Annotated in this window: 13 protein-coding genes and 4 pseudogenes; 8 read left to right on the top strand and 9 right to left on the bottom strand. The window is 68.2% G+C overall.

What is annotated here, in order from left to right; translation table 11 throughout:
• Positions 1-496 precede the first annotated feature (496 nt).
• Positions 497-673, bottom strand: a complete 177-nt coding sequence (locus DTB53_RS37095; protein ID WP_159402340.1) for a hypothetical protein — start codon at positions 671-673, stop codon at positions 497-499.
• 137 nt (positions 674-810) lie between these two features.
• Here DTB53_RS37095 and DTB53_RS36065 point away from each other — a divergent pair.
• The 3 genes and pseudogenes from DTB53_RS36065 to DTB53_RS37835 all read left to right on the top strand — a co-directional run.
• Positions 811-1,334 (top strand): annotated as a pseudogene (locus DTB53_RS36065) (transposase); the annotation flags it as partial.
• Positions 1,335-1,830: 496 nt separating this feature from the next.
• A pseudogene (locus DTB53_RS36055) lies at positions 1,831-2,563 on the top strand (IS5 family transposase); the annotation flags it as partial.
• Positions 2,564-2,660: 97 nt separating this feature from the next.
• Positions 2,661-2,786, top strand: a complete 126-nt coding sequence (locus DTB53_RS37835; RefSeq protein ID WP_256090892.1) for a hypothetical protein — start codon at positions 2,661-2,663, stop codon at positions 2,784-2,786.
• 244 nt (positions 2,787-3,030) lie between these two features.
• Here the strand turns inward: DTB53_RS37835 and DTB53_RS36050 are convergent, their stop codons facing one another.
• Both DTB53_RS36050 and DTB53_RS36045 read right to left on the bottom strand, forming a co-directional pair.
• A complete protein-coding gene (locus DTB53_RS36050) occupies positions 3,031-4,011 on the bottom strand; it encodes a DMT family transporter (protein ID WP_236586299.1) in 981 nt (326 codons plus the stop codon).
• Between the two features lie 537 nt (positions 4,012-4,548).
• Entirely contained in the window at positions 4,549-8,619 is a 4,071-nt protein-coding gene (locus DTB53_RS36045) for an nSTAND1 domain-containing NTPase (RefSeq protein WP_370454258.1), read from the bottom strand.
• Between DTB53_RS36045 and DTB53_RS38090 the strand changes: the two genes are divergently transcribed.
• A complete protein-coding gene (locus tag DTB53_RS38090) occupies positions 8,566-8,721 on the top strand; it encodes a hypothetical protein (protein ID WP_370454260.1) in 156 nt (51 codons plus the stop codon). The two genes, DTB53_RS36045 and DTB53_RS38090, sit on opposite strands and share 54 nt — an antisense overlap.
• A gap of 96 nt (positions 8,722-8,817) precedes the next feature.
• On the opposite strand, the gene DTB53_RS37090 is transcribed toward DTB53_RS38090, so the two are convergent.
• From DTB53_RS37090 to DTB53_RS36015, 6 genes are all read right to left on the bottom strand, one after another.
• On the bottom strand, positions 8,818-9,162 hold the full coding sequence (locus DTB53_RS37090; protein ID WP_159402339.1) for a CU044_2847 family protein: 345 nt from the start codon (positions 9,160-9,162) through the stop codon (positions 8,818-8,820).
• A 271-nt stretch (positions 9,163-9,433) separates the two neighbouring features.
• Positions 9,434-10,150 carry a hypothetical protein gene (locus DTB53_RS36035; protein ID WP_069455792.1) on the bottom strand — a complete coding sequence of 239 codons (717 nt, stop codon included), beginning with the start codon at positions 10,148-10,150 and terminating at the stop codon, positions 9,434-9,436.
• Positions 10,151-10,488: 338 nt separating this feature from the next.
• Positions 10,489-11,160: a hypothetical protein gene (locus tag DTB53_RS36030; protein WP_069455784.1), complete on the bottom strand. Its 672-nt coding sequence runs from the start codon at positions 11,158-11,160 to the stop codon at positions 10,489-10,491.
• Positions 11,161-11,226: 66 nt separating this feature from the next.
• Positions 11,227-11,871, bottom strand: a complete 645-nt coding sequence (locus DTB53_RS36025) for a TetR family transcriptional regulator (protein ID WP_069455785.1) — start codon at positions 11,869-11,871, stop codon at positions 11,227-11,229.
• Between the two features lie 277 nt (positions 11,872-12,148).
• On the bottom strand, positions 12,149-12,331 hold the full coding sequence (locus DTB53_RS36020) for a hypothetical protein (RefSeq protein WP_141727092.1): 183 nt from the start codon (positions 12,329-12,331) through the stop codon (positions 12,149-12,151).
• Between the two features lie 315 nt (positions 12,332-12,646).
• Complete coding sequence (locus DTB53_RS36015; protein ID WP_069455793.1) at positions 12,647-13,174, bottom strand: CPCC family cysteine-rich protein; 528 nt, start codon at positions 13,172-13,174, stop codon at positions 12,647-12,649.
• A gap of 370 nt (positions 13,175-13,544) precedes the next feature.
• Here DTB53_RS36015 and DTB53_RS36010 point away from each other — a divergent pair.
• The 4 genes and pseudogenes from DTB53_RS36010 to DTB53_RS35995 all read left to right on the top strand — a co-directional run.
• Positions 13,545-13,887 (top strand): annotated as a pseudogene (locus DTB53_RS36010) (PHP domain-containing protein); the annotation flags it as partial.
• A gap of 418 nt (positions 13,888-14,305) precedes the next feature.
• Positions 14,306-14,449 carry a hypothetical protein gene (locus tag DTB53_RS37085; RefSeq protein ID WP_164361722.1) on the top strand — a complete coding sequence of 48 codons (144 nt, stop codon included), beginning with the start codon at positions 14,306-14,308 and terminating at the stop codon, positions 14,447-14,449.
• A gap of 42 nt (positions 14,450-14,491) precedes the next feature.
• A pseudogene (locus DTB53_RS36000) lies at positions 14,492-14,686 on the top strand (MmyB family transcriptional regulator); the annotation flags it as partial.
• 83 nt (positions 14,687-14,769) lie between these two features.
• Positions 14,770-15,435 (top strand): class I SAM-dependent DNA methyltransferase, encoded by a 666-nt coding sequence (locus DTB53_RS35995; RefSeq protein WP_069455789.1) that lies wholly within the window; start codon positions 14,770-14,772, stop codon positions 15,433-15,435.
• Positions 15,436-15,746 lie beyond the last annotated feature (311 nt).

The raw sequence follows: 15,746 nt of genomic DNA, 5'->3' as shown, positions 1-15,746 counted from the left end.
TGCGCCGTGCGGTGGGGGTGGGCGGGGGCCGGCCCCCCCGGGGGCCGGCCCCCGGGGGGGCGGGTGGCCGGACCGCCCCGGGGGGTGGGGGCGGTCCGGCGGCCGGGGGCTCGACCACACCCGGGTGAGGGGATGGGTGCGGGAGCGCCTTCCGGCATTGCGATACTCCCCCGGCTGGGGGCAACCCCCGCAAGACCCGGCGTGCGGCCGGAAGGGGCGGGGCAGGGGGGCGGGCCGGTGGCTGGTGTGGAGCAGCGTGCGGGATGGGCAGGAAAGCCTGGCAACAGCCGGACGGCCGGACCTGGGCTTTCGGGGTACGGGCAGGTCGGGCTCCTGGCCGGGCGGCGGGCGGGCAGTAGCGGGACGGTAGCGGTGGCGGACGCGCGAGCAGACGAACGGGCAGGCGCGGCGGGCAGCAGGCGGCGTTAGCGGTAGCGGGCGAACGCGACAGGCCCACCCTCAGATGGGGTGGGCCAGGCAGCGTTTGGGGTGCGGATCAGGGTTGGCAGGCGGGGCAGTGCTCATGGCTGTCGTGGTCGTGCTCACCCTGATCGTGGTCGTCGGCGAGGTCCGCGCAGGCGAGGCAGTAGGTGTCAGGGGTGTTGTCGGGGCGTGGAACGAGCCGGTCACCGCAGTGCCGGTTGCGGCATTGGGGGGCGAGGGGAAGAGGCATGGTGTTGCTCCGTTCGGTCGTAGCCGGGCCGGTGGCCCGGTGGGAGGACCGTGCGGAGTGGGGCAGTTAGCTCTGCCACCTCGGGTGATCACCTCACGTGTCGTACGTGGTGAGGGGCGAGAAGCCGACGCGACATGTATGGCGGGCTCGGACCGCCGACCCTGCCCCGCTACCGCACCCCGCCCCGCCCCGAGCCATCTGCGTGCTGGCGGCACAAACCGCTCCGGAACACTTCTCCGAGGTCACCTGGAGACAGGGCAGCAAAGGCCCGATGACCTCGCGGTTCACCGTCCTGACCATCCGGCCTGCGGGCAAACAGTCCCTGGCCGCGGCCCAGACCGCGGGCGGCGGCCGCAACCGGTGGGACGGTGTCCTGCCCGCCCGGACCCTGCTGGTCGAGTGGCCGCACGTCCAGGACACCCCGACGGGCTACTGGATCTCGAACCTGCCCGCCACCACCCCGGTCGCCGACCTGGTCCGCTGGGCGAAGATGCGCTGGCGCATCGAACACGACTACCGCGAGCTCAAGCACGGCCTGGGACTGGACCACTTCGAAGGCCGCACCTGGCGCGGCTGGCACCACCACGTCACCCTCGTCACCGCCGCCCAGGCCTTCCTCACCCTGCGGCGGCTCGACCCAAAAGCCCACACGCCGGCCTGACCCTCTACCAGGTCCTCGACACCCTTCAGGACCTGCTGCAGTGCTGGACCGGCACCTGCACCACCTGCGGCCGATCCCTACCCCGCAACAGAACCAGACGAAGAACCTAACGAAGCACTACTAGGGGGTGTCTGACAAATGATCACCGAGCGTGTGTGTGCTCGGTCCAAATGCCTTGCCGTCCTGACGTCAGCCAGTGATTCTGGGCAGGTGCCAGGACAGGGGAAAAGAAGGCGGCGGCAAGAGGATGCGCGGCAGCGGCTTGCTGCTCGCACCGGGCAGGACGCGGGACAGTGGGAAGTGGTCGTTGAGACCCCGGACCAGGCGGAGATGCGTACGAGGTTGCGCCGTCTTCGGGAAGCTGGAGTCGACGCGTCGATGATCCGGATCGACACGCTGTGCGGACGCTTGGCGGTGCCGACCCCCTACCGGCTGAGCCGTTTCATGACAGACCCCGCCCGAGAGTCCAAGCACGAGCACTCTGATCATTGATCTTGTGGCAGGTCGAGGCGAGTTGACGGAAGCGGCGTGGGAGCGAATAGAGCCCTTGTTGCCGCGGGTGGACGGACGTGGTCGTCCGTGGCGTGATCACCGGCAGGTGGTCAACGGGGTGCTGTGGCGGCTGCGGACCGGGGCTCCGTGGCGTGATCTGCCCGAGCGGTATGGACCCTGGCAGACCGTCTACGAGCGGTTCGCCCGCTGGGAAGCGGATGGGACCTGGGCGAAGCTGCTGGAACATGTCCAGGTCCACGACGACGCGGTGGGCCGGGTGGAGTGGACCGTCGCCGTCGATTCCACGGTCAACCGTGCCCATCAGCACGCCGCCGGTGCCCGCAAAAAGGGGCCGCAGACGGGGACGAACTGGAAGATTCGGGCCGCTCGCAGACGCGCCAGGCCCTCGGCCGGTCCCGAGCCGGGCTGACCACCAAGGTCCACCTCGCCCTCGACGGCCGGAGGGCCTCTGCCCGTCGCGCTCACGCCCGGCAACGTCAACGACTTCGATGGCTTCGGCCAGGTCCACGAGGACCCGCGTACCGAGAGTCGGTGCCGGCCACCCACGCAGGACATCGACCTGAGTCCTGGGTGACAAGGCCACTTCAGCCCGGCGATTCGGCACTTGCTGCGTCGCTGCGGCATCGCCGTCACGGTCCCGGGGCGCGGCGACCAAGCGGCCAACCTCCGGCGCCAGGGGGTGTCTCGGCGGCCGCCCGCCGCGGCTTGGACAGGAAGATTCTGCGGGTTGGCGGATCGGCTTCCCGCACGACGACGGGATGACGGCATGTGAGACTGTGCCGAGCGCACCACCCGGAAGTGAGGACTGCGGCCATGAGCGGCATCTACGACGACGGAGCAACCTACGGGCCCAACCCAGACGCCCTGCCTCCGCAGGACACTCCAACCGACCCGATCTACGACGACGGAGAGCAGTACGGGCCAACCGCCGAGAAGTAGCCGGGCAGGTCCTCTCCTCCTGGTCATACCTCTCCGCTGAAATGGCTTCGGGTGCATGGTGGTTGTGGTGAGACCGCCCCTTCCCGGGTGAGGTTTCCCTTCTCAGGCCCTGCCCGCGTCCCCCGTCGCGGGCGGGGCCTGCCGCTCCTCCCGGCTCCCCACGGGAGGCTTCGCGGCTGCCCGGAAGCTGTGAACGCCTACCGGCACTACTCGTCGTCGGTGTCTTCACAGCACGGGGTGCCGTTCACGGGGCGGAACGTGTGGGCTCGGTCTGATCGGCTGGGTGCGCTGTGGCGGTCGTCCGGTGGGGCAGTGGTCCGACGTGTCGACGCGAGGGGACACGGCCTTGGCTGAGGGCGATGCCGGCGATGACGATCAGTGCGCCCACGGGCTGGTTCCAGGAGATGGCTTCGCCGAGTACCGCGATGCCCAGGGTCACGCCTACTGCCGGAGTGAGGTAGGTGACGGTCGAGGCGTTGGTAGCGCCCCATGCGGAGACGATGTTGGTGTTCCACAGGTACGCCAGACCTGTACTGGCCACGCCAAGAGCGGTGACGCTGAGGACGACGGGCAAGGAGAGATGGACGGGGGCGGTCGCGGTGAACGGGGCGAGCAGCAGCATGACCGCCGCGCCGAGACCGACCTGGACGGTCGCCACCGGGAGTGCGGGCAGTCCGCGCGGGGAGACGAAGCGCCGGATGTACACGAAGGCCAGCCCGTAGCAGAGGGTCGCCAGCAGGCAGGCGGCTTGTGCCGGGCCTTCACCGCCGGAGAATCCGCTCCAGGGGCCAAGGACCACCACGGCACCGGCAAATCCCATCACCATTCCGGCCAGCTTGCTCCGGTTCGGGCGCTCCTCGGGCAGGGCGACCGAGGCGACCAGCAAGGTCATCAACGGGGTCGTCGCGTTGTAGATGCTGGCGAGCCCGGAGGAAACATACAGTTCGGCCCAGGTGAACAGAGAGAACGGCACGACACACAGCAGCATCGACACCACGGCAAGGTGGCCCCACACCACCGGATCCCGCGGCAGCCCCTGCCGGGTCACCGCTGTCACGGCCAGCAGGGCGGCCGCTCCGGTCAGCATGCGCCCCAGCACCATCTGGCTCGGTGAGAGCCCTTCCAAGCCGATCTTGATGAACAGAAAACTCGATCCCCAGGCCAGTGCCAGCATGAGGAACTGGACGAGCACCGCAGGTGAGGCTTGCTGTCTGGGCTGAGCCACGGCGTTCTCCTGCTGTCTTTGCGGCCCGGTGGCCGGGAAATCACGGGATGGCGCTGCGGCCGGGGTCGGGAGGTCCCGTGGCTGCCGCTATGCCGCACGATCAAGGTTCCCTCGCTCGACCGCTGACGGCTGGCGGAATTCCGACGCCGCGCTCCACTGGAAGACTCGAACCCTGGCCGCAGGGGCGGGCGGGCGTCCGTTCGTCTGGGTCGACGACGAGATCACCGACGCCGATCGGGACTGGCTGTCCACCCACCGCCCCAGCCGACCTCGCCGACCAGACGGGGGAGAGAGCACCCACCGGGCCCCGGCAACCGACGGGATCTCGGCGAACGGGCAGGTGTCGATGGCAGCGGCGTGGAAGAAGGCCGGCGGTCCCGGCGAGCCGCCTTCGCGGGGGAGTGCACGACCTCACGACCTGGACGCTGATCTACTTGCCGGAACGGCGGTGTGCTGATTCTCGGCGGCCTGAACGGCCGTGACAACGAGCTGGTTGGTGCGGCGGACCAGGGCGGGCGGCTGACTCGCCGTTCGTTGTCATCGGGGGCAGACCGGGTCGGTTCGCGTTCCTCGAAGGTACTGGGAGCGTTCCTCCTGGGTGAAATCTCGGTGCAGGGCACGGCAGATCTGTTCGATCGCTGCTGTCGTGCCGGGGAGTTCCATGTCCCACAGCCGTACCATGCCGTCGTCACCGCCGGAGGCTACCGTCCGGCCATCTGGGCTGAACGCCAACGACACCACCTTGCTCGTTTGGGTAGTCAGTGGCACCCGCCGCCGCTGTCCCGATGCCAGATCCCACAGCGTGGCCGCACGATTGTCGCCGGTCGCGGCCAAAGACCGGCCGTCCGGACTAAACGCCAACGAACCCACCAGTTTGTCCGTGCCCGTGGGGAGTTCGTTCTGCTGGTCTCCCGAAGCCGTCTCCCACAGTCGCACTGTGCCGTCCTCGCTGCCCGCAGCCAGTGTCCGGCCGTCCGGGCTGAACGCCAGCGATCCCACCAGGTCGTCGTCACCCATCAGCAGTTCCTCAAGTTGCTGACCCGATGCCACATCCCACAGCCGGACCACGCCGTATCCGCTGCGCGCGGCCGACGACCGAAAGTCCGTGCGCTCGCCTCTGCCTGCGGCCAGTGTCCGGCTGTCCGGACTGAACGCCAGCGACAGCACCAAGTCGTCCCTGCCCATATGGAACTTCGCCCGCGGTTCACCCGAAGTCACGTCCCACAGGCGTACTGTGCCGTCGCTGCCGCCCAAGGCCACCGTCTGGCCATCCGGGCTGAAGGCCAACGACACCACCTCGCCGGCTTGGCCGGTGAGTGGCACCCTTCGCGCCTGCCCTGTGGCCTTGTCCAGCAGCCGCACCGGGCCGCCCCTCCAGGCCACGGCCAACGACCGGCCATCCGGGCTGAACGCCATCGCGTCAACCGGGACGCCTTCACCGGTCAGCAGCTCCGCAGGCCCTGTGCCCGAAGTCAGGTTCCACAGTCGTACTGTGCCGTCCTCGCTGCCTGCGGCTAACGACCCGCGATCCGGGCTGAGAGCCATCGACACAACTTGGCCGTCTTCGCCGGTCAGCAGCTCCTCCTGCTGTTCCCCCGTAACCAGGTTCCACAGTCGTACTGTGCCGTCCTCGCTGCCTGCGGCCAACGACCCGCCATCCGGGCTGAACATCATCGACATCACCTCGCCCGCCTGGCCGGTCAGCAGCTCCCGCCGCTGGGAAGCCGAAGCGACATCCCACAACCGAACCACGCCGTCGCTGTTGCCTGCGGCCAAGGTCTGCCCATCCGGGCTGAATGCCACCGACATCAGCAAGTCGTCCTTACCGGTGAGTAGTTCCTCCTGCTGTTCTCCCGAAGCCCAGTTCCACAGCCGCACCTTTCCACCGATACTGCCCCCGGCCAGCGTCTGGCCATCCGGGCTGAACGCCAACGACAGCGAGCCCACCCGTCCGGCCGGCAGTTCACCCCGCTGCTCTCCCGAAGCGACATCCCACAGCCGCACCGTAAAGTCACTGCCGTACGAGGCGAGCGTCCTGCCGTCCGGGCTGAACGTCAGCGACGTCACCCAACCGCTGTGGCCTCCCAGCGGTGCCCGGAGAGGTTTGCCCGAAGCGACGTCCCACAACCGGACGGTGTCGTTGAAATCACCCGTGGCCAGTGTCTTGCCGTCCGAGCTGAAGGCCATCGACATCACCGAACCGTCTTCACCTGTCAGCAGTTCCCCGCGCTGCTCTCCCGACGCCATGTCTTTCAACCGCACCACGAACTCGTCGCTGCCCGATCCCGAGGCGTCGAAGGCCAGCGTCCGGCCATCCGGACTCAAGGCCACGGTCGCACCGCCAACTGCCCTGCCAGTGCGACCGGTCATCGGCTTTCCCCGCTGCTCACCCGACTCGACGTCCCAGGTCAGAGCCGCACTGTCGCCACTTGCCGAGATCAGCGTCCGGCCGTCCGGACCGAACGCGAGCGCGTCTACTTGGTCCAAGTGGCCGGTCAGGAGGGAGGTGAGCCCCAGGTCTGCCGCTTGGAGGAGGCTCGCGTGGGCCTCGTCGGTGGGTGAGGTGCGGTAGGCGTGCACGGCCAAGAGCGACGCCAGTTCGGGCTCGATGTCGATCAGTGCCTCGGACTGGGCGGCAAGCTGCCGGGACTGGGCCTCATGCTCTGCCGCGACAGCTTCCTGGCGTTGCCACACCGCCAGGCCGGCGGCGATCAGGGCGAGGGCGAGCAGACCAACGAGGATGCTGTTGAGGCGGCGGGTGCGGCGGACAGCGGCCTGCTGGTGGCGCTCGCTGGCAGTCAGGTAGTCGGTGATCTCCGTGGGCAGCGACCGCTGCCCGGACCAGTCCATGCCCTCGGCGAGGTCCGTGCCGCGGAGCAGGTCTGCGGAGAGGCCCGTCCAGGTGTGGCGGTCGCGCTGCTCGGTGACGCGGTGCAACCACCCTTGAAACCGGCGGTCACGAGTGACCCATTCGCGCAGGTCGCCCCAGTCCCGGATCAACGCGTCATGAATGAGTTCCGCGATCGGTGCACCAGGCTCACCATCAGGACGCGGAACCGTGCCGGTGATGATGATCCGATCCCGGCTCAACGCGGCCACGACCTCGTCGAAGATCTCGCCAGGGACAGGGCCGGCGCTCGTCACGTCGGTAGCCAGGGCCCGAAGCCGTGCGAGCGGAACCTGCTGACGGGCGGCCGGGATACCCCGGACGTCGTCGGCGGGGCGGACCAACGCAGTCAGGATCCGGCGCGCGGCGGGCCGGTGCCCGGCAGGCAGCCGGCCGACCGCGTTGTTGCACCAATCGGTCAGGCTCCCGGAAACCTTGCCGATGCGCTGGTACGCCCGATGTGTCAAGCGCCCGTCGGTGCGGCGTTCCCACAGCTGGGCCAGTGCCAACTGGAGAGGCGGCAGCAGGGTGGCCGGAGTTCCCCCGTCCGGGTCGGCCGCGCGGAGATCGTCGACGATGCCCTCCGCCAGCCCGTCCTCGAAACGGGCACCGGCGTCCACCGCGGGGCGGGTAATGATGGCGTGCAACTCGGATGCCGTGAGCTGGGCGGGGACATTCACCGATCCGGGCGTCGCCGCCGCCAGCAACAGGGGGCACACCTCGGCCAAGCGGGGAAAGAAGTCGTTGCGCATGACCAGGACCACGCTGGAGGTGGGGCACTCGTCCACCACGGCGAGCAGGTCGTCGGCGGCCCGGCGGACGTCGGCGCTTGGCCTCGCGAGGAGTTCCTCAAACTGGTCGATGACCAGCAGCAAGCGCTCCCCGTCCGGTCCCGCCGCGAGTCGGCCCTCGATCGTGCTCCTGATCCCTGCGGCCCCGGCTCCGGGCAGGCCTGCCCGCTCCAGCTCCGCCGCCAGGTTCTGGCCCGGCCGGGCCACCACACGATCCCACCGGTCGCTCCCAGGCAGCCGCCCCTCGGACAACGCGTGCAGAACGCCCGCTTGGACCAGGGACGACTTGCCCGCGCCGGACGGGCCCAGGAGCAGTACCAAGCGGTGCCGACGCAGCGCCTCCAGGACACTGTCCACCGCCGCGTCCCTGCCGTGGAACCACCCAGCGTCCTGTGCGGTGAACGGCTCCAGCCCCGGGTAGGGACAGACCCGCTGTTCCGCCAGCCCGGGCACCGCCTCTCGCAGCACCTCCGCGGGAGTAGCGTAGGCGATGCCCTGCCCCCTGTTGTACGGATCCGGAGCGGTGATCGCCGTCACCATCCCGATCACAAGGCCGGTCATGTCATCGATCACCGGGCCGCCGCTGAAACCGGTCGTCAGATCATTGGCACGGGTCAACTGCAGCTGAGTGCCCATGCGTGCGGTGGGCAGCGTGTCACCGGCAGTTCCGTGCCCGAAGTGCCCGAACTCAGGTGCCTGGGTGGGAAATCCGAACGAGCTGACCGGGTGTCCCCTGCTTCCCGTTGCCGACCCCAGCGCCAGAGGGCGGGCCGACACCGGCACGTTCGCCATCCGGACAGCCGCGACGTCCTCCGCCTCCGGTGCCCGCCACGCCTCCGCGAGGACCACGCCCGACACCACAGGGGCTGAGGGCAGATGCGGGAAACGCACTCCCACCTCGTCGCCCGGGCCGCACCCGGCGGCCCGCACCACGTGCGCACAAGTGACGACGACCCCCTCATCTGCCAGGAATCCCGCCCCGGCCACGTCGCCGGTACCGGCAAGGACCTGGACGACCGCGGAAGCCCATGAGTGCTGCCTGTCACCGAAGCCCCGAACGCCACCCCCGCCGGAACTCACCTCACCGGCGGCCGAACCAAGTTCATCCCCCATCGCCAAGCCCCCCAGTCACGACGTGTCGCCCGCGCCCGCCCCGTCCCGCCACAGCACCCGTACCTTCAGATGCGCCACCGCCTCGCCCTTGCTGATAACCGCACCCGCCTGCGCCGACAGGGTCACCCCGAACTCCACCTCGACCTCCGCCGGACCGGCCTCCCGCAATTGGGCAACTGCCGCCTGAGCCATCTCCCGAACCGGCACCAGCGCATCCTGTACCGTCCGCGGGAGGTCCCTCACCGCGTCCGCAACCCGACCGGCCTTCACCGGTCCCTCGCCCGCCGGAGACCGCAATTCCGGCGCAGCCTCGAACAGGATCTCCCCGCCACCCGCCAGTGGCATACGCTCCACGCCCACCCTCGGCTCCCTCCCCCACACGTCGGCAACGGTGCGAACGGCTGCCCTCATTCAGCCCAGTACACACCCAACATCGCTTGCACACCGCCCGTTTCAGATATTCCGGTGCGCCTCGCCCCATCCCCGGGATGGCTGACCTGCAGCGGTCAGCGCGGGAGCGGTCCTCCCGTCGTGACCGGCCCGCGGCACCGACCTTCGCGTCGCCACAGCCTGACCTGCTGCAAGAAACTCGCCAAACTCCCCTTGTAAGAACTATTCTCAGGACTGGTCTTCAGTGTCCTTCGAGCTCAGCAGTCTTCCGCGGGTCGTCTGCCATAATGCGGGCCGCGAGCTGCCGTGCTTGCTCCTCCACTGATTGCTCGTGGGTGGTGAGCAACTCGTACCAGTAAGAACGTGCACGCGCCCCCGATGCCTGAACCTCATCAAAGCTGACATCGACCCCCTCGGGGCTGGTGAGCTCCTTGGGCATGTCGGGCTCCTCGCGTCGTGGCGAGACATTCGTGAGGACGCAGCCCCACCGCTCGAACCAGCCGCTGTCCGCAAGGGTCTGATGAAGCAGCCGGGCGATGGTGTCCACCGGCTCTTCCCAGCTGCGGTCGGCTGCGGCCCGCACGAGCTCGGCTTCGTACTGGGCGGCGTCGAACCAGAAGTCCGAAGGCAGGGCGAAGACGTTGCTGGTGTTTTCCCAGGCGTCCCAGATCACCCGGTCTCCCTCGCGGCGCATGGTGACGTACAGAGCGCCGCAGCAGCCGGCTGTGCAGGGCGGCTCGGCGATCTTGACCCTGCGCGGCTCCTTCGTGACCGCCAGTGGCCAACTCTCGGCAGGACCTGTCCAGTGCCGGCGGCTGAGTGCCATCCCTTCCGGGTGGACTGCCTTCAGAACGTCGACGCCATCGATCAGGGGGCGCACCTCGGCCCATGGGTCCGCCGCCCAGTCGTCCGGGATCCTGTGCTGCAAGGTCAAGGTACTGATCGCCAGCTCGGTCATACTCACATGATCGACTAACGCCATGCAGCGGCATAATCATTTCTTCGGCGTGATCGGCCTCGGATAGTCGCGCCAGGACGCCCCGATTATCGTCCAATAAACCGTGTTCACGACCTGACGATCGTCTAAGACCGTGTCTCACGTGGCGGGTTCGACGAACTTCTCCCCTCAGCGGTCCCGGCCGGAAACGGAGGCTCCACTGGCGGGGGGGGAGCAGGTCGCCGACACGGTCCGCGTGGTGGTGGCGGCCACACCCACCCAGCCCCACGCGGCGTCGGCCGGGTGGCCAAGCCGCGCTGCGCGACCATCCGGAAGAAGGGTCGGCTAAGGGGAACAGGTCAAGGCCGCAACTGCTCGGGGCGCCGTCGTTGCCCCTCAGGGGTGAAGGTGAAGGCTTCGCTAAAGGGCGCGTCTGAGAAGCGGACCGCAAGCAGAACCGGTTCGGCGAGCTCGTGCCACGTGGACTCGGCTGCCGTGGTGCTGCCATTCCAGAGATGGAAGAAGACCATGGGCTCCTCGAGGTCGTCTCCCAGGTAGCCCAGCGTCTTGCTGTACAGGGGGCTGGTACCTCCGCACAGGATGGACGGGGTGCCGAACTCGGAGAGGACGCCTGCCCACGAGCGGTCCGTCTGCGCCCACGAGCGCACCCTCGCCCGCAGAACGCGATGCTCGGCAGCCGGCAGAGCCCGATCGGGCCGGAGCCAGCCGCGGCGGTGAGCGAACTCGGCGTAGACCGAGGCGACGCAGTTCTGGTCGTAGCCTCCCGGCATCAACTCCTCGAACATGCCGACCAGACCGGCGCTGCTCCCGGCCCCTCGGCTTGCCCAGGAACGCTGCTGTTCAGCCCAGACCTCGGGCTTGCGTTCCAGGAACAGCAGGTGATCCACCAGCATCCGCAGCGCAGCGTCACGCTGCGAGAACATGCCGGGACGCCGGAGGGCAGAGTTCAACTGCTCAACGAGATAGGCGTGTATCTCGTCGGCAGCCGCAAGTGACTTGGTGGAGGACACCTACAGAGTGTGCCCCACACCTTCCCGCCCGGCACCATCGGAACAGACAGAGGTTGAAACTCAAGCTTAGGGCCGTGCGCCAGGGAGCGATGGCCGCCCGGAACCCGGTGGACCCAGGCGAAGGCGAGTGAGGATGTTCTTGCGGGCGATTCCTGGCATGCACATTCGCCACATGGCGGTCACCTGCGCGTGCAACCCATCCCCTTCCGCGAGTGCCAGAGCGAGTAGTTGGATGCCGCTGTAGCAACCCACCAGCGTCCTGGCAGCCTCTGCTGGCTGGACGTAGTCCTGCAGTTCGTCAGCGACGCGGGCAGATTCGGGGACCGCGGAGCTTTCAGCGCTCTGGTACGGACCCGGCTCGATGCTGAGGCGCACGGCAGCTCGCAGAACGGGGTCATCCAGGATGCCGACGGTGTAGTGATGGCTGATGTCGATCAGTGTCTGGAGCCAGACCTGCGGGGCCGGGCCGGCCCATGCCTGCTCCGAGACTTGTTCGAAGAACCGTCGCTGACAGTACAGGACGGCGTCCCCGAGCTGCCGCTTGCTCTGGAAGTGGTGGTAGAGCGCTCCACGACTGGCTCCGGCCTGGCGCACGATCTCGAGGGTCGACGCGGCAGCGCACCCGTTGCGGTCGATCACTATCCCGGCAGCCTCGACAAGCCGCCGAACCATCTCCTCACGGCGGTCCCCGGCTTCTCCGCGCTCCTTCATCGCCGCGCCTTCCTCGGTCGCATTCGACGCTGCTCGTGGGCCAGCAGCTCGCTCCCGCTGAGCAGCAGGGTGTCAAGGAGCGGCGTCACCCGCTGCTTCGTGGAGCGCCATCCAGTGCTGTTTCGAGGCAGGGCAGCGGAACTCGCCCCCACACGGATTCACCCCCGCGTTTCCGCGGGGCCCTTTCATGAATCTCACGAACCCGTACACGCTCAGCCATGAGGCTCAGAGTCACGCCCACCCGCGCTGTCTTGCCGCCCCCGCGCGATGTGTCGTGTCAACGGCCGGGCTGCGGTTCCGGGTCCAGGCCATGACTCAGAATGTTGATCAGGCGCCCATCGCTGAGGCGGACGTCGACACCGTCGCCCAGGTCGTCGTGAACGGTCACGACCTCCCCGACACTGCCCTCCGGCAGCTCCGGGTCGTCGAAGTTCGTCCTGACCCACGCCCCGACAGTCATCTCCGATGTCCTCATGTCACAGATCCTCCCAGTTACACGACCTACCAGCGAACGTTGCTTGATACGGCACTACGTACCCGTCGGACTAGCGGAGGCGGTCCGCTCGGCGGGGTCCTCGTGAGCGTCCGGATTTCTTGCCGGCTCCGTAGGGTGCGTGCGCGGCTGGCTGCCGGTCGGGCTCAGACCCCGGGACCACGGTCTCTGTCCGACAGGTGATCAACCTACTTTTGCCAGTTCAGCCAGCTGATGCAGTGCCCGATCAGCTGTGGTTGGCCGCTGAGCTTCCTGACGGGCCAGAGCAACCCACCCACCCCGTCAGGCACGTGCAGCTCGGCCCTCAGGCGGAGAAGAGGGTGACACCGGGTGCTTGTCACGCCGCCAGAAGGTGGGGCGCCACCAGTACAGGACACTCGGGTCCTCCGGCGCCTCACCGCTGCTGCCCGGATCCTCGAAGGAATCGCGCGACGGGTCGATCGGACGCCACCCGGGGTCCAAGGGTTCGTCCCGGGCAGGGGGCCGCACACGCTTGAGGAAGCGTTCCTCCATGGCCCCGAAGCGCTGATAGTTGCGCTGAGCCTCCACCAGGCACACGGCGTTGGCCCCAAAGCTCCATGGCCAGCGCATCTGGGCCAGATCGTCTTCCCAGAAGCAGACGACACAGATCTCGTATCCCCCGTGCTCGCCGAGCGTCCGGTGGCCGCAGCAGGGGCACGGAAGCCAATCTTCACCCGGGGGCGCTACGCCATCCTCCGGCATCACCAGGGGCTCCACTCGCACCTCCGCCGCGTCGAAGGCTTCGCCTCCAGTCGGCTCAGCGCCCATCCGCAGATCTACGTCGTTCATGAACACGACCATACGACGCAGCCCAGCCCAGCACATCGGCGGCCGAGCGCACAGCTGGCCAGGTGAAACGCTTAGGGGCCAACCGCACTCAACACCCTGGTCAGGGCGATGCTGGCGCCGGACGCGTTGAGATTGCTGACATCGACGTGAAGATCACGCTCCGTTTCCGAGCACACCGTCGCGCGGGAGTGGTCCTCAGCATGGGATGGGCCCGTTACTGGGGGCGGAGTTCATCGCCTGCATCGGCGGTGACATGGACAACTTCGGCACCCGGGGCAGCTTGCCGGGGTCGCCGACCTCGCTCCGGCCCCACGGGATTCAGGTCGCATCAGCGGCAACATGCGCCGACCACACCGCTACCACCGCCCGAATCGCAATCGAATTCACGTTCGAACATTCCGGCGCATCCCTGCCCGCGGATCTCGTACGCAGGGCGGCGGAGCGGGGCGTCGGCACTCTCGCGCTGGCCGACCGGGACACCGTCGCCGGGACGGTGCGGTTCGCGCACGCCGCTGTGCGCACCGGTATCCGGCCGGTCTTCGGCGTCGAGGTCGCCGTCGCCCCGTACACGCTCTCCGGCCCCACACCCCGCCGCCGTACCCCTGTGTTGGGGCGGGGCCCACGTGGTGGAGGCGCGGTACCGGGTCACTCTGCTCGCGAGGAACCGAGCCGGCTGGGCGCGGTTGTGCCGGATCGTGTCGGCCGCCCACGCCGCACGCGGCTTCCCCAGCAGCGAGGCCACAGTCCGCCTCTACGTGTCCTCTCAGCGCGAAGCCCTGGATACGGGTCTTCCCCAGCCCGCACCGGCCCGGAGCGTGTTCGAGGTCTCCCGGCTACTGATGACCCGGCCGGAGCGTCCGGACGAGGGCCGGCTCGCTATCCTGAAGCAACTCTTGGACCGCTGCCCGGAACTGGACACCCTCTACGACCGCGTCCATTCTTTCGCGGCTGTCTTCGCCAAGAGGCGCACCGACCTGCTCGACCGCTGGACCACGCGAGTGAAGGCGGTCGGGATCGCCCAACTGATCAGCTACGCCAACGGACTCCTCGACGACTTCGACGCGGTGCGCGCCGGCGTGGCCCTGCCGCACAGTTCCGGAGTGGCGGAGGGCAGGGGTCACGGGCCTGAAAGTGATCAAACGCCAGATGGCGGGCAGGGCCGGCATCCAGTTGCTACGCAAGCGCGTCATCCTCGTCGCAAACTCCCGCCGCACCCCGCAGCATCGTGCCGACGACGACCTCTGGTCGATCACCGGCTACGAAAATCTTGTATGAGCCCAGAGCCGCACCCATCCGTGAAGCACAAAAACCACCGGTGTCAGCCTGCTGCAACACCCCCAGGTCGGCCCCTTGGAACTGCACTACCAGAAACTGCTGATCCCCGGCGCCCAAGGACAGACCCTCGTCACCAACCACGCTCACCCCGGCAGCGACTCCGAAGACCGCCTGCGCCCGCACGCCCGCTCAGGTCGTCTCGCGCATCGCCACAGACAGATGATCCGTGCCGATTAGTCTCTTAACGAGCCACCGTCGCAAAAGGCACGACCCACGAGGTCGTTGCATGTGGGCTGTTGGGGAGCCAGTAGCCTGCGGGCATGGGGATCGGACCACACACTGACAGCTGGCTGGAAAACACACGGTTGTCCTACGACACCGTGGCCGCGAGTTACGCGGACCGCGTGCGCAACCTCCTGGACGAGACGCCCGAGGAGCGCACCTTTCTAGCGCTGTTCGCGGACCTGGTGCACGCCAACGGCGGGGGCCCGGTGGCAGATATCGGATGCGGCTCAGGGCGGATCACGGCCTATCTGAGGCGCCTGGGCGCGGACGCGTTCGGGATTGACCTGTCGCCGCGGATGGTCGAGGTGGCCCGTCGTGACCACTCCGGTGTCAGGTTCGAAATCGGTTCCATGACGGAACTCGCCCTCGACGATGGTTCGATGGCCGGCCTGGTCGCCTGGTACTCACTGATCCACGTCCCCGACAACGAGATCAGCTCGGTCTTCAGGCACTTCCACCGAGTGCTGCGGCCAGGAGGGCCGCTGCTCCTCAGCTTTCATGTCGGGGATGAGTCGAAACTGCATACGCAGGGATATGGCGGCCACCCGATGAGGCTCTATGTCCATCGTCGTCAGCATGACCGGATGGCCGCTTGGCTCAGCGATGCGGGCTTCGCCGTCGAGGCACACCAGACTCTCACCTCGGCCGAGAGCACACTGGGAGGTATCATCGTCGCACGCCGTCGGTCTGATACTGAGTAGAGGTGCCACACCGAGCAGGCCAGGGGGTCTGGTGACGTCCGGCCAACGCCACGGCAGCCTCTGTGCGTGTTCCGATCGTGGACAAGTTTTACAGCGTCAAGGTGCCCGACCAGCAGCGACACCGGCTGGGGCGCTGCGGCACGCGGCCGGGGCGTCCGGGCTGCGGGAGATGACCGCCCGCGACCGGCTCGACGCCGAGCTCGGCGTCCTCAAGATCGACGTGAGCCGGGAAGTGTTCTTCGCGCTCAGCGTGTCTCATGAGACATCGGACTGATCCCGCCTCGGCGGCCCAAATTTGGGAACCAAAGGGG

Source organism: Streptomyces griseus, assembly GCF_900460065.1.
Lineage (GTDB): Bacteria > Actinomycetota > Actinomycetes > Streptomycetales > Streptomycetaceae > Streptomyces > Streptomyces griseus.
This window is presented reverse-complemented; position numbering and strand designations above follow the sequence as displayed.

What these genes read in the sequence shown, in the direction of transcription:
- DTB53_RS37835 (WP_256090892.1), top strand. Translation starts at nt 2,661, where the DNA reads ATGAGCGGCATCTACGACGACGGAGCAACCTACGGGCCCAACCCAGAC.
- DTB53_RS36020 (WP_141727092.1), bottom strand. Translation starts at nt 12,331, where the DNA reads ATGACTGTCGGGGCGTGGGTCAGGACGAACTTCGACGACCCGGAGCTG.
- DTB53_RS36015 (WP_069455793.1), bottom strand. Translation starts at nt 13,174, where the DNA reads ATGAACGACGTAGATCTGCGGATGGGCGCTGAGCCGACTGGAGGCGAA.
- DTB53_RS38090 (WP_370454260.1), top strand. Translation starts at nt 8,566, where the DNA reads ATGCGGGAAACGCACTCCCACCTCGTCGCCCGGGCCGCACCCGGCGGC.
- DTB53_RS37095 (WP_159402340.1), bottom strand. Translation starts at nt 673, where the DNA reads ATGCCTCTTCCCCTCGCCCCCCAATGCCGCAACCGGCACTGCGGTGAC.
- DTB53_RS35995 (WP_069455789.1), top strand. Translation starts at nt 14,770, where the DNA reads ATGGGGATCGGACCACACACTGACAGCTGGCTGGAAAACACACGGTTG.
- DTB53_RS36035 (WP_069455792.1), bottom strand. Translation starts at nt 10,150, where the DNA reads ATGACCGAGCTGGCGATCAGTACCTTGACCTTGCAGCACAGGATCCCG.
- DTB53_RS36025 (WP_069455785.1), bottom strand. Translation starts at nt 11,871, where the DNA reads ATGAAGGAGCGCGGAGAAGCCGGGGACCGCCGTGAGGAGATGGTTCGG.